The organism is Enterococcus sp. DIV1279b (assembly GCF_050531515.1).
In the GTDB taxonomy this organism is placed as follows: Bacteria; Bacillota; Bacilli; order Lactobacillales; family Enterococcaceae; genus Enterococcus_D; species Enterococcus_D casseliflavus.
Map to the genome: position 1 here is coordinate 1,630,669 of NZ_CP172891.1, position 13,417 is coordinate 1,644,085.

Here is a 13,417-nt window from a genome sequence, read left to right on the forward strand (position 1 = left end):
AGTGGATTTCTCCACTCCATAAAAGTCTAACTTTTGGGGGTCACTACAAGTCATCGAACGAGGAGTTCTTTTTATTATACAGAAGATAACCAATTCGGTTTCAATCTTTTAAAAAACTTATTCAACGGTAACGGATTTTGCTAAGTTTCTTGGTTTATCAACGTCGAATCCGCGCTGTAAAGTGGCAAAGTAAGCCAGCAGCTGTGTTGGAACGACTGCCACTAAGCTGGTTACCAATGGATGAACATTTGGTAAAATGATTTGATCAGTCGCTTTTGCTAATTCTTGGCTAACGATCACAAGGGTATGAGCCCCACGAGATTCGACTTCTTTCAAATTGCCTCGCGTATGAGAGCCGGTCACTTCTTCCGTGATCACACCGATCACTGGTGTACCTTCTTCGATCAACGCGATGGTGCCGTGTTTTAATTCACCAGCCGCAAAGCCTTCCGCTTGGATATAAGAAATTTCTTTTAATTTCAATGCCGCTTCCATCGATACATAGTAATCATTTCCACGTCCAATGTAAAACGCATTACGGGTTTCGGAAAGGAAATCCTCAGCAAATTGACTGATAACAGCTTTTTCATCCACTAAAGCCTCCATTGCAGAAGCAACGATGCTTAGTTCATGGAAAACATCAAAGTCCAATGCTTCAGGAACAGCTTTTTCATCACCAATGGCTTTTGCTAATAACGTCATCACTGCGATCTGTGCAGTATACGCCTTTGTAGAGGCAACAGCGATTTCTGGACCAGCATGAAGCAATAAGGTATGGTTCGCTTCTCGAGAAAGAGTAGAACCAGCAACGTTGGTAATCGTCAGACTAGGAAGACCTAACTGGTTGATCGTCACTAATACTTGACGGCTATCTGCCGTTTCACCACTTTGTGATAAGAACAAGAAGAAGGGGTTTGCTGACAACAATGGCATGTTGTAGCCAAACTCACTAGATAAATGAACCTCAACAGGGATCTGTGTTAGTTTTTCTAAAATGGCTTTTGCTGCCCAGCCAGCATGATTGCTAGTACCACAAGCAATGATGTAGATCCGATCGCTAGCTAAAAGTTCGTTTTTTAACGCTGGATCGATCACTACTTCACCAGATTCTCCTTGATATTCTTGAATCAAGCGGCGCATCACAGTTGGTTGATCATCGATTTCTTTTAACATGTAGTAAGGGTACGTTCCTTTTTCGATGTCAGTCAGATCTAGTTGTGCTTCATAAGATTCACGGTACACAAGGTTTCCTTTTGGATCTTCGATTTCGATCGCATCGGCTGTTACGGTCACCATTTCGCCATCTTCGATCTCAACAAAATGAGTCGTTTGATCGAGCATTGCTAAGGCATCGCTGCAGATGACATTGAACCCATCTCCCAAACCGATCAATAAAGGACTTTTGTTTTTGGCAACATAAATGGTTTCTGGATCATTTTTTTCTACTAAGGCAAAGGCATAAGAGCCGCGAATCAAGGACAAAGCTTTTTTAAAGGCTGCTTTGGTCGTGCTGTTGTCTTGCTCCTTCAATGCTTCAATCAAATGAACAACGATTTCCGTATCTGTTTGACCTTCAAATTGGTGGTTGCTTAAATATTCTTGATGAAGCTCTTCAAAGTTTTCGATCACACCGTTATGAACCAACACGAGTGCTTGGTTTGCTGAAGTATGAGGATGAGCGTTCATTTCTGATGGCTTGCCGTGGGTCGCCCAACGGGTATGTCCGATACCGATCGTTCCTGTTACTTCAGAAGTCACTTTTTCTTCCAAGTTTTTGATTCTTCCTTGGGCTTTAATTAAGTGATCCGAAGTCCGATCAGCGACATAAAGACCTGCTGAGTCATAGCCGCGATACTCTAAGCGTTCCAATCCGTTCAAAATAATTCGTTCTGCATTTGATTTTCCTACGATTCCTACAATTCCACACATAATGATAATCCTACTTTCAAAAAAATTTAGTTTGGCATTATGTATTTCTATCTGCGTAGCAAGTCTTTGTCATCACCTTACGATGAGATTTGTTCTTGCCTGTAGAGTGCAGTCCCTAGAGTCATCCGCCGAATGTTTCGATAAACTCTTTCCTCGTCATCTGTTTCCAGATCAGGCGCTATCCTTATTGGTCTATCTATCCTCCTTGTGAGATATTTTATAGAAATACAAGCAATATCATAATATTTATTCCGGTTTCTGTCAACTCAAAGTTATATAAAAATAATTGGTATAGTTATTGGTAAGGTTGGTTTGAACCTGTTTAAAGGAAATCAAAACAGCTGACATAGCTTTGTCGATTAAGATTCCCAAGAAATTTCCTCATAAAGCTATGCTTTTTTTTTTAAGTTCGCTACAATAAAAAAGTAAGAAAGTGAGGGAATGAAATGCCAGAATTTGTAAATTGTATGACTTTTTCAGAGCTAAAGAAAATGGTAGCTGCGATAGAAAAAGATCCTAATGTCACAGATGAAACAAAGGTCATGTTGGATACGGGCTGGGACAGCTTGCAAGAAATTTTGCCTGGATCAGTCACCGTGGAAACCGCGCAAACATTCAAAGTCCAGGATGAACTAACAAAGGAATTTTTTGGTGGCTACGTCTTAGCTGAAAAAAGTGAGAAATTTGATGCGGTTGGAGACGAAGAAGCAGTGATCGTCATCAAAAATCTATACTAAAAATGGGAAAGGTGAAAAGTTAGGTGGGAAAATGAATAAAAGAAGATGGATCGCAGCGGCGATCGCAGCAGGGTTATTTATCTGCTCGGGGGTTTTTTCAGTAATCACAAATCGTCCAGAGCAAGAGGAAACTCAAACGCTGCAAGGGTTAAATGCTTTGTTCTACGGAAGTAATGCGATCGAAGAGACAACGTTAGTTGCCGGAGATCAAGACAATCGTATTGTTCGCTTATCTTTAGAAGGAACCATCGCCAGCAGCTCCAGTGGTGGCTTATTCACAACAGAATCTTATGATCATCAGCGATTTTTAGAAGAACTACGGATGATCCAAGAAGATCCAACTATTGGGGGCATCTTGATGGAAGTCAATACGCCAGGAGGCGGCGTCTATGAAAGTGCGGAGATCGCTCGTGAGTTAGCAAAAATCAAAGAGTTAGGGATTCCGATGTATGTCAGTATGAAAAACATGGCAGCCAGTGGTGGTTATTATATCTCGGCTGGTGCTGATAAAATTTTTGCAACGGATGAAACCATTACTGGTTCAATCGGGGTGATCATGTCAGGGTTAAACTATGCTGGCTTATTCGAAAAGCTAGGGATCGAAGACAATACGTATAAAAGCGGCGCACTAAAAGATGTAGGTTCAGCAACGAGAAAACCCACAGAAGCCGACAAAGAAGTCTTGCAGACCTACGTCGACAATGCCTATGGTCGGTTCGTAAAAATCGTAGCAGAAGGACGCGGCATGACAGAAGAAGCCGTTAGAAAGATCGCTGATGGCCGCATCTATGATGGGCAGCAAGCAGTGTCCGTTGGTTTAGTGGATGAAATCGGTTTTCCTGAAGATACATTAGCAGCAATGCAAGCAGATCTAGGCTTGGAAGATGCCGAGATTTTCAGCTATGATGTTTCATCTACTGGATTTGCTTCTACTTGGTTAGGTTCAAGTTTAGCCGAACTACAAGGATTAAAAGAATCAAACACAGAGCGAGTGATCCAATTGATGGAAAGCCTTGGAACCAGCGATGCTCCAAAACCTCTTTATTATTATGGAGGTGAATGACTATGACAGAGAAAAACAAGTATTCCGCTGGCACATCGTCAACGGATGACAATCACACAAGTACGTCAATCGATCAAAGGGAACAGCGGGAAACCTCGACACCGTCAACCAATCATACGGATGTGCCAACTGAGGCACAGGTTTCAGAAACAACCGAACCAGTAAGTGCCAACAAAGCGATGAGGAACGCACAAGTAAATCATCCCGATGATTTTTACCAACAAGTCTTAACGTCTTTTAAGGAAGAAGAGTATACCCAAAGCGAGATCGAGGAAAAACAACAAGCCTGGCAACGGTATGAAGAACCTGAAAAACAGGCAGAAGACAAACGGTTCTTCAATGATTTTCCTAGCTACTTTTTTGCTGGGTTTTGGATTCGTTTCTTTGCTTATCTCGTTGATGTGTTGGTGATCCGAGCGATTACCCAAATAACGATCGGTAGTATCTACAATCTAGCGAATTTAACAGCAACTAATCAGCGGTTTGGCCTTTACAACATCTGTGCCTTAGCAATCTATCTAGGCTATTTTGTTCTAATGACAAAGCTAAATCATGGTCAAACGATTGGAAAAATGCTTTTTGGCATTCGAGTGGTTTCTTTTGTAGAGGAAGAACTCAGCTGGCAAACCGTGTTGATTCGCGAGCTATGCGGACGCTACGTATTACAATTCAATCTTTTCTTTTATCTCGGTTATTTACCAATCGTCTTTAATAAAAATAAGCAGCAGGCTGCGGATTATTTTGCAGAAACCAGTGTGGTGACCATTAATCTGATCAAAGCTTTCAATAAACAGGTGGATGCCAATCACGTAATGATTGGCGCACAAAACTAACTAGCAGATCAAGCAAGTAGTAAAGGAGGGATCGAGAATGGGTGAGACGATTGATTTCCCTGGACCAAATGAACGGCTTCGGCTGGCGGCAGAAAAAGCCTACCAGTCAAAGGAGTTTTTGCAAGCTTTTCGCCTGTACAATGAACTCTATCAAAAAAATGCCAGTTTTGAGATCAATCAATGGCTTGTTGAATGTCTGCAGCAGTTGAATGATTTTGCCAAAGCGTTAGATCTGGCGGAAGACTATTTGGATGATTATCTAAAAGAAACCGACGGGTATTTACAAATTGGTCATCTGCTGATCTTGGATGGTCAGTATTTAAAAGCTCGGCGCTGGCTTACATTAGGTAAAAAAACAAAAATTGCAAGCGGCTATCAGGAACAGTTAGCAAGTGAATTAGCGAAGGTAGAAGAAGTGCAGCAAATTTTAGGACTGGAAGATTTTCATGGGAAACGCAAGCATTTATGTGCATTAGATGAAGCCAATCAACCGGTGAGTGCAACAGAATGGCACGTTTTTACCCAAGCCATTACCAAACCACAATTTGTCACGCTGATGCATGAAACGTTAGCTTCCATCAAAAATCCATATTTACTGCCCAAATTAGTGGATGAGCTCGTGCGTCTTGAAGTGGACGAACCTTTTGAACTGATCGATTACCTTGGGAATATGCATCAAATCGTTCCGAAAGAGTTAAAACTTTTGCAAGAAGATGCCGCTGTTAAAGCGATCCAGAAAGAGATTGACGAAACGATCGCCCAAGAAGATCCGATTTTAGCAGAAAGCGTCTCAGCAGAGATCAATGATCATTTAGCCATCAGCTACCCATTTTTACCTGCAAAAGAGGAGGCAAAAGCATGGGTGGCAAGCTACATTGAAGATTATCGTGGGTTATTTGAAGAAAAAGAACAGCCAAAAGAAGTGAATGAAATAGAAGAACGCAAACGACACCTACGCAATATCCTACGATTGAGCATTCGCTGAAAGAAAAATTCGCAACTTTCATGGTAAAATGTTTACAATTAAACAACGTTAGTGTACTATTTAAAGGTATGCATGAAGCTATTTCATATGTAAATCAATTAATATTCGGAGGGAAATAAATGACTGCAAAATGGGAAAAAACAGGCACCAATGATGGTGTTTTGACATTTACGATCGCTCAAGCAGAAATCCAAAAAGGCTTGACGACTGCATTCAATAAAGTGAAAGGCAATCTTAACGTACCTGGCTTCCGTAAAGGGAAAGTTTCACGCCAAGTATTTAACCGTATGTACGGCGAAGAAGCGTTGTATGAAGATGCATTGAACGCTGTTCTTCCAGAAGCTTATGAAGCTGCTGTAAAAGAAGCAGGGATCGATCCTGTTGCGCAACCAAAAATCGACGTTGACAGCATGGAAAAAGGCCAAGATTGGGTTATCAAAGCAGAAGTTACTGTAAAACCTGAAGTAAAACTTGGTGATTACAAAGAATTAACAGTTGAAAAACAAGACCGCGAAGTAACAGAAGAAGACGTGGATGCACGCATCAAACGTGAACAAGAAGCACAAGCTGAATTAGTTATCAAAGAAGACGAAGCAGCTGAAAATGGCGACACAGTCGTTATCGACTTTGAAGGCTTCTTAGGGGAAGAAACATTTGAAGGTGGCAAAGGTGAAAACTACTCACTTGAACTTGGCTCAAACTCATTCATCCCTGGTTTTGAAGAACAATTAGTAGGAACAAAAGCTGGTGAAAGCAAAGACGTTACCGTTACTTTCCCAGAAGATTATCAAGCAGAAGATTTAGCTGGTAAAGAAGCAGTCTTCAAAGTAACTGTTCACGAAGTAAAAGCAAAAGAACTTCCTGAATTAGATGATGAATTCGCAAAAGACGTTGATGACAGCGTTGAATCATTAGCTGAATTAAAAGAAAAATACCGTGCTGAATTGACTGAAACAAAAGAAAAAGCAGCTGAAGATGCAAAAGATGAAGCTGCGATCCGTCAAGCAGTTGAAAACGCAGAAATCGTTGAATTACCACATTCAATGGTTCATGATGAAGTACACCGTTCAATGGATGAATTCTTGAACAACATGCAACGTCAAGGAATCTCACCAGAAATGTATTATCAATTAACTGGTTCAACTGAAGCAGATCTGCACACACAATTTGAAGGTGAAGCAGAAACCCGCGTGAAAACAAACCTTGTTATTGAAGCAATCGCTAAAGCAGAAGGTTTGGAAGCAACAGAAGAAGATATCGAAAACGAAATCAAAGAACTTTCTGAAGCTTACAACATGCCAGTGGATCAAATCAAACGCGTCTTAACAGAAGACATGTTGAAACATGATATCACGATGAAGAAAGCAGTTGAACTTGTCACAGGTACTGCAAAAGAAGCGTAAGCAAAATGCTTAAAAACGGCGAACATCTAGCGGTGTTTGCCGTTTTTTCTTGGGAGTAAGAGGGGCTAGTTTAACAATTACTAACAAATGATAAGAAAACGTTAGGCAACGTAAAAAGAACTTTTTCTTTCAAAAAAGTTATGATATGATTGTTTAAGACTGCAAAGTTAGTAAACAAAATTCCACTCCTTTAAATAGGTTGGAAAATTTTCAAGGGGTGAACAGTATGTACGATAATACAAACGGTAATGAAGCTGTTCGTTGTTCTTTTTGTGGCAAAACGCAAGAAGAGGTGAAAAAGATCGTTGCAGGTCCTGGGGTCTATATCTGTAATGAATGCATCGATTTGTGCAAAGAAATCATTGATGAAGAGTTTTACGAAGAAGCAATTCGTGAATTTACCGAAGTGCCGAAACCGCAAGAACTACTGAATGTTCTCAATGAATATGTGATTGGACAAGATCGTGCGAAACGGACATTGGCTGTAGCGGTTTACAATCACTACAAACGGGTCAATGTAGAAACGACAGCAGAAGATGTAGAATTACAAAAAAGCAATATTTGCTTGATCGGACCAACAGGTTCTGGGAAAACATTTTTGGCACAAACGTTAGCACGTTCACTAAACGTGCCTTTTGCAATCGCTGATGCAACCAGTTTGACAGAAGCCGGCTATGTCGGTGAAGATGTGGAAAACATTCTTTTGAAACTGTTACAAGCTGCTGATTATAACGTAGAAATGGCAGAAAAAGGAATCATCTATATTGATGAGATCGATAAAATCGCCCGTAAGAGTGAAAATGTATCGATTACTCGTGACGTATCCGGTGAAGGCGTACAGCAAGCATTGCTGAAGATCCTAGAAGGAACGACTGCTAGTGTACCGCCACAAGGTGGACGGAAACATCCACATCAAGAGATGATCCAAATTGATACCACCAATATTCTCTTTATCGTTGGCGGGGCGTTTGACGGAATCGAAACCATCGTTAAAAACCGTTTAGGTGAAAAAACAATTGGTTTTGGCACGAACAATAAGCGTCTTGAAGAAGGCGAAAGTGTGATGCAGCAAATCATTCCTGAAGACTTGCTTAAATTCGGTTTGATTCCTGAATTTATTGGCCGCTTGCCAGTGATGGCTGCCCTAGAGAAATTAACAGTAGATGATTTAGTGCATATTTTGACTGAACCAAAAAATGCGCTGGTCAAACAATACCAAAAGTTAATGGCATTAGATGACACCGAGCTTGAATTTGAGCCAGAGGCTTTGCGTGCCATTGCTGCGCAAGCCATTGAGCGAAATACCGGTGCTCGTGGGTTGCGTTCGATCATCGAGAATATCATGATGGATGTCATGTTCAATGTCCCTTCTGATGAGTCGATCCAAAAAGTTACCATCACGGAAGAAGCGGCAAAAGGACTTGGTGAACCAAAAATCATTTACAATGAAGAGACCAAAAAAGCAGTCTAATCGAGACCAAGTCGGATAGTTTCATTGCTATCCGGCTTTCTTTTTGAAAAAATAGAAAGGAGCGATTCGATGAAAGTACATGATGCTGAAATCGTCATCAGTGCCGTTTCTCCAACACAATATCCAGCTACACCTTTACCGGAGATTGCCTTAGCAGGCCGCTCAAATGTCGGAAAGTCATCCTTCATCAATACATTGATCAATCGTAAAAATTTAGCCCGTACCTCATCAAGACCTGGGAAGACGCAAACGCTGAACTTTTATTTGATTGAAAATACGTTGCATTTTGTCGATGTCCCCGGCTACGGCTATGCAAAAGTATCGAAAACAGAGCGAGCGAAATGGGGGAAAATGATTGAGACATATCTTGAACAAAGAGAGCAGCTGCGTGCAGTCGTATCTCTTGTTGATTTGCGTCATGCCCCCTCACAAGAAGATATTCAAATGTATGAGTTTTTGAAATACTACGAGATTCCAGTGATCGTGGTCGCCACCAAAGCAGACAAAATCCCTCGTGGGAAATGGAACAAGCATGAAAGCATGATCAAAAAAGCATTATCCTTTGATCCAGCAGATACGTTTATCCTCTTTTCTTCCATTACCAAACAAGGAAAAGAAGAAGCGTGGAAAGCGATTGAAGCAGCAATAAAATAATTATCATTTAGGAAACCGAAGCAAGAAAGTCCTTTGCTTCGGTTTTTCTCATTTTACAGTGGAAATCAGCTGATTTAAGCTATTCTACGCAGCGTAGAGTGCTGAATTTGCTCCATTTTAGCGAAAATCTCCTTGTTATTTGTTAAACTTGTAACAAGGAGGTGTGGTCGAATGCATGAATCATTAAGTAAAAAATTAAAAGAGTATCGATCAAGACATAATTTAACACAGAAGGAATTAGCTGCGAGGTTATTTGTTTCTGATAAGGCCATTTCAAAATGGGAACGAGGAAATGGGTTGCCAGACATCGAGACATTGGTCCGTCTAGCCGATTTATTAGGCACACCAGTGGAAGACCTATTAAAAGAAAAGAAAGAAACCTACTATTATGAATACAAAAGTGAACGGACGGTTCTGCGGCTTCCGTTGATGCACATTTTGATTCCCAATTTATTCTTATTACTGAATCAAGTGACGAGTGTTCGAGCGTTTTTTGTGCTGATGAAAGAGCTACCAACTGCCAGCGGCTGGTTTAGCCTTGGTGTCAAAGCCAAAGGGATTATTGCTTTGGGGGTTGTCAGTTTAGGCTTTTTATCGATTGGCTTATTGTCCTTCGGAATGTTGGGAATTGGGACAGTCAGTATCGGTGTCATTGCAATAGGGAATCTCTGCTTTGGCTTATTAGTTGGGATTGGCAATCTTGCGATCGGTTCGATCGTTGTCGGTAATCTTGGCGTTGGCTGGCTCGCTCTAGCAAATGTCGCAATTGCTTGGATTGGGGTCGCAAATTATGGTGTAGGGAGTTTTATGGCTGTTTTGCCCGCAAATTCATCAACGGAAGATTTTAACCAAGCGATTCAACAACTCTTAGTCTCTGAGATCCCTGACTTGATTAAAACCACTATCTTTGAACCAATGATTCGTTTTACGAGCTCACCGATTTTTGTGGTGATCTTCGTGATGACGATCTTAACAACCATCTTTTTTATTCTTTGCTTGTTGACCATTGGCTTGGTGCGATTACGTCAAAGCATGTTGTATGAGGAGCTATAAGAAAACCTCTAGATGATGATTCTGATCGTTGAACTTATGTAGCTTCAGTGGCTCATTTTCTATTTCGACAAGTAAAAAAAGGCAAGGGACTGACGTGTCCTTTGCCTTTTTTATTAGTGGTTCTACAATATTTAGTGTTGGTGGAAAATCTACGGATTTTCTACTGACACTTTTTTTGTAAAAAAAGATAGAAAAAGAGATAGCCTAACTGGTAGAATTTAGTCGACTAAAACAAAACCACACCAAGAAAGGATATCTCCATGGATCATTGTACTAGAAACTTGTTAGGTTTAACAGATGAAAATTTATTCTTCGAAGAAGAATGGTTAGAGACTATAGAAGAAGAGGGGTTTCGCACCAATCTTATCCATGCCAAACTTAGCTATATACCAAGCCATTGCCGTAAATGTGGTATCAAAAATGAAGGACGAATCATCAAGAATGGCTCACATAAAACAAAAGTCCAACTTTTGCCTTATCGAGACATCAAAACAGAATTACGCTTGGTACGTACGCGCTTTTACTGTAAAGAATGTCAGTCGACATTCAACGCTCAGACCAATTTGGTGGATGAAAACTGCTATCTTTCAAAGGAATTAAAGGTTCAAATTGCCTTGGAACTGGCGAAGAATACAACAAGAAAAGAAATTGCCGATCGCTATTTTGTCTCTGACGTAACCGTTCTGCGTGTCCTGCACACCTGTTTAAAAACGTATCATCCTCGTTTTGATACATTACCTTCGGTCCTTTGTTTTGACGAGTTCAAATCGATGAAGTCCTGCAGTGGAAAAATGAGTTTTGTCTTTATGAATGGGCAGACCCAGCAATTAATCGGTGTATTGGAGAATCGTCGCCTGGCTTTCTTAAAACCATATTTCCTTAAATTCACTCGAAAAGCACGAGCGAACGTGAAATACGTCGTGATGGATATGAATGCCCCTTATTTTGAACTTGTAAAGGCGGTCTTCCCAAACGCCAAAATCGTGACCGATCGCTTTCACATTGTCCAACAAATCACTCGTGCGTTAAATCAGTTGCGAATTAAAACAATGAATAGCTTTCAAAAAACGGAACCGACAAAGTATCGACGATTGAAGCGATTCTGGAAATTACTCCTTAAACATGCCTATGATCTGGATAGTTCCAATTATCAATATGATCGATCCTTTCGTAGACCAATGACGCAAAAAGCGATCGTCGATGAGCTTTTGAGTTATGACGAGCAATTAACAAGGGCTTACGAGACCTGTCAGCTCCTCCTCTATCACTTTAAACACAAGGACAGCCAAAGCTTTTTCGATACGATCAACAGCTTAGATCAACGCCTCCCACAATGGTTTTGTAAGAAGCTGACGTTTTTAAATAAATACAAATTAGGGATTCAATATGCTTTAAAAACCAGGTATAGTAATGGTGCATTAGAAGGAACAAACAACAAGATAAAAGTGATAAAACGAGTAGCCTACGGCTATCGAAATTTCCATAACTTTCGAGCAAGAATTTATCTCATTCAAGGCTTGATCTTCCAAGTAAAACAAAAACCAGTTAAGCACTCTGCCTAACTGGTTATGACTAAATTTTCAGTTGTATCTTTCTCTACCAACACTAAATGTCGAAGAGCCTTATTAGTCTGCTTTCTTACTATCTTTAGGTTGTGTTTTTTTCTTTTCATCAGATTCGTTTTTCAAGAAACGCTCAATATCGTTTTCCTGCTTTTTCTTGTCTTTGTCGTTATCGGGAAGAAAGGCAAAATCATCAAACATTTTATCTAGCGAGTCTTCTCGTTGGAATTTTAAGCCCATAGGTTCACCTCCAAGCGCCTTAAGTTTACCATGAACGGTGGTAGATTTCATCAAAAAAAAGCGAAATAGTGTTCAATCGTTTCCCCCTTTACTATAATTAAAGAAAGGGGATAGAAAAGAGGGATAGCGATGATCAAAACTGAAAAAATCTATGGCTTTCTACAATCAACCCAAATGGAAGCAGCACAGTTGCGTTTGTTGATTGAAAATTGGTTCGCTTTGGTTCGTCTTAGCTATCAGCCGACGGAATACTACTACAATCAGCAAGCAAAGAAACCTTATGATTTGGATGAGGTCAGTCAACTGCTGCATAGCGCCCCTGAAGAAATCAATACGGAATTGATTGTGACGGACGGCCAAAATGAGTCCAGTATCCATATCATTCAAGAGGCTGTTTTACAACGGCACCTGTTTACGAAAGACGTATTTTCCACGCAAAAACCCGTGATTTTAAGTTACTTCGATGAAACGATGCAAAGAGAGGGCTTGTTCGGCTATTTGCGTTCATATGATGAGTACTTGATGCATAACGTCGAGGGAATCGAGAAAAGGCAAAATTTTCAATCGATTGCTGAAATCAACGCGTTACCGAAGCGGAAAAATTTTGAACAAGAAATCGTCATCGACTGCAATCAGTTTTCTGGTTACGACGTCTTTTACAATGGCTATACACTGACTTCTTGCTGGCGCATGTACTTTTCGGCATTCTACGCGCATATCATTCCTCAGGTGATCATTACTGATGCGCAGCAGGTGGAGCAAGTGCAGGTAAGAGACCAAGGGGTTGTGATGGTGGAATTGTATCGAGATCCTTTCCAGTGGGATCACGAATTGAATCTATCCTACCAGCGATTGTTTCGCGATCAAACTGGAATCGATCAATTGACTTGGGATAACGGGGTCGGTATTTTGAGAGAACCATATATTGAATATGCCTTTGGTGATCACTTGATCCAAACCATTCAATACCAAAATGATCGACTGCAGCCAACAACAAAACGCCGTGCGACACATTTTGTCACCAGAAGCTTCGACCTCGTGAACGAAGAGTATCAAGAGCGGCGAGTGAAAGGGTATCTGAATGCCCAAGCGTATTTTCCTTGGGTGGATCAAGAGCGGTTGCGCATGATGGATTATATCGTATTAAAGCCAGAACTAACGATAGACGATGGTGTAGAGGCTTATTCATTCTATATTCGTAGCCATCTCGAGATTGAATATTCAGAGGATCGTTTTAAAGACTATACTGCTTGCCTGCAATTTTATTTGCCTGAGACTGCTTTGAAGCACTTACCGCTAGATGCTTTGAAAACGGCCATGCCTGATGTTCATTTTGGCTATCTGCACCGCACGCGCAAATATACATGGGTCAATCTAAAGAAGGATGGGAAAAAACTTCGAGTGTATTTTATGAACACCCAAAAGCTAGTCGAGCAGCAGCTTTTTACCAATCAAGAATGAAAAAGACCCGCAAGATCACGAGGATC

General features: G+C 40.7%; 12 protein-coding genes. 10 read left to right on the forward strand and 2 right to left on the reverse strand.

The features are described 5' to 3' along the window. Positions 1–117: 117 nt before the first annotated feature. A complete protein-coding gene (gene glmS / locus IGI71_RS07570) occupies positions 118–1,929 on the reverse strand; it encodes a glutamine--fructose-6-phosphate transaminase (isomerizing) (RefSeq protein WP_074934005.1) in 1,812 nt (603 codons plus the stop codon). Between the two features lie 446 nt (positions 1,930–2,375). Between glmS and IGI71_RS07575 the strand changes: the two genes are divergently transcribed. The 9 genes from IGI71_RS07575 to IGI71_RS07615 all read left to right on the forward strand — a co-directional run bounded on the left by IGI71_RS07575 (position 2,376) and on the right by IGI71_RS07615 (position 11,690). Further along, a complete protein-coding gene (locus IGI71_RS07575; RefSeq protein WP_086338272.1) occupies positions 2,376–2,666 on the forward strand; it encodes a hypothetical protein in 291 nt (96 codons plus the stop codon). 31 nt (positions 2,667–2,697) lie between these two features. After that, positions 2,698–3,729: a signal peptide peptidase SppA gene (sppA, locus tag IGI71_RS07580; protein WP_015509610.1), complete on the forward strand. Its 1,032-nt coding sequence runs from the start codon at positions 2,698–2,700 to the stop codon at positions 3,727–3,729. A gap of 2 nt (positions 3,730–3,731) precedes the next feature. Then, on the forward strand, positions 3,732–4,562 hold the full coding sequence (locus IGI71_RS07585; protein WP_086338271.1) for an RDD family protein: 831 nt from the start codon (positions 3,732–3,734) through the stop codon (positions 4,560–4,562). Between the two features lie 37 nt (positions 4,563–4,599). Further along, the gene (locus IGI71_RS07590; RefSeq protein ID WP_430616286.1) at positions 4,600–5,547 is read left to right on the forward strand and encodes a hypothetical protein; all 948 of its coding nucleotides are present in this window, start codon (positions 4,600–4,602) and stop codon (positions 5,545–5,547) included. Between the two features lie 119 nt (positions 5,548–5,666). Further along, positions 5,667–6,950 (forward strand): trigger factor, encoded by a 1,284-nt coding sequence (tig, locus tag IGI71_RS07595; protein WP_086338269.1) that lies wholly within the window; start codon positions 5,667–5,669, stop codon positions 6,948–6,950. 226 nt (positions 6,951–7,176) lie between these two features. After that, positions 7,177–8,421: an ATP-dependent Clp protease ATP-binding subunit ClpX gene (clpX, locus tag IGI71_RS07600; RefSeq protein WP_010748174.1), complete on the forward strand. Its 1,245-nt coding sequence runs from the start codon at positions 7,177–7,179 to the stop codon at positions 8,419–8,421. Positions 8,422–8,490: 69 nt separating this feature from the next. Continuing rightward, positions 8,491–9,075, forward strand: coding sequence for a ribosome biogenesis GTP-binding protein YihA/YsxC (gene yihA, locus IGI71_RS07605; RefSeq protein WP_430616287.1), 585 nt, complete (start codon positions 8,491–8,493; stop codon positions 9,073–9,075). A 171-nt stretch (positions 9,076–9,246) separates the two neighbouring features. Further along, positions 9,247–10,128 carry a helix-turn-helix transcriptional regulator gene (locus IGI71_RS07610; protein ID WP_016610131.1) on the forward strand — a complete coding sequence of 294 codons (882 nt, stop codon included), beginning with the start codon at positions 9,247–9,249 and terminating at the stop codon, positions 10,126–10,128. Positions 10,129–10,388: 260 nt separating this feature from the next. Beyond that, positions 10,389–11,690 carry an ISL3 family transposase gene (locus IGI71_RS07615; protein WP_201705159.1) on the forward strand — a complete coding sequence of 434 codons (1,302 nt, stop codon included), beginning with the start codon at positions 10,389–10,391 and terminating at the stop codon, positions 11,688–11,690. 63 nt (positions 11,691–11,753) lie between these two features. Here IGI71_RS07615 and IGI71_RS07620 read toward each other — a convergent pair whose 3' ends face one another. After that, positions 11,754–11,930: an SPJ_0845 family protein gene (locus IGI71_RS07620; protein WP_010748176.1), complete on the reverse strand. Its 177-nt coding sequence runs from the start codon at positions 11,928–11,930 to the stop codon at positions 11,754–11,756. A 129-nt stretch (positions 11,931–12,059) separates the two neighbouring features. Here IGI71_RS07620 and IGI71_RS07625 point away from each other — a divergent pair, with 129 nt between their 5' ends. Further along, on the forward strand, positions 12,060–13,391 hold the full coding sequence (locus IGI71_RS07625) for a hypothetical protein (RefSeq protein WP_413153360.1): 1,332 nt from the start codon (positions 12,060–12,062) through the stop codon (positions 13,389–13,391). Positions 13,392–13,417 lie beyond the last annotated feature (26 nt).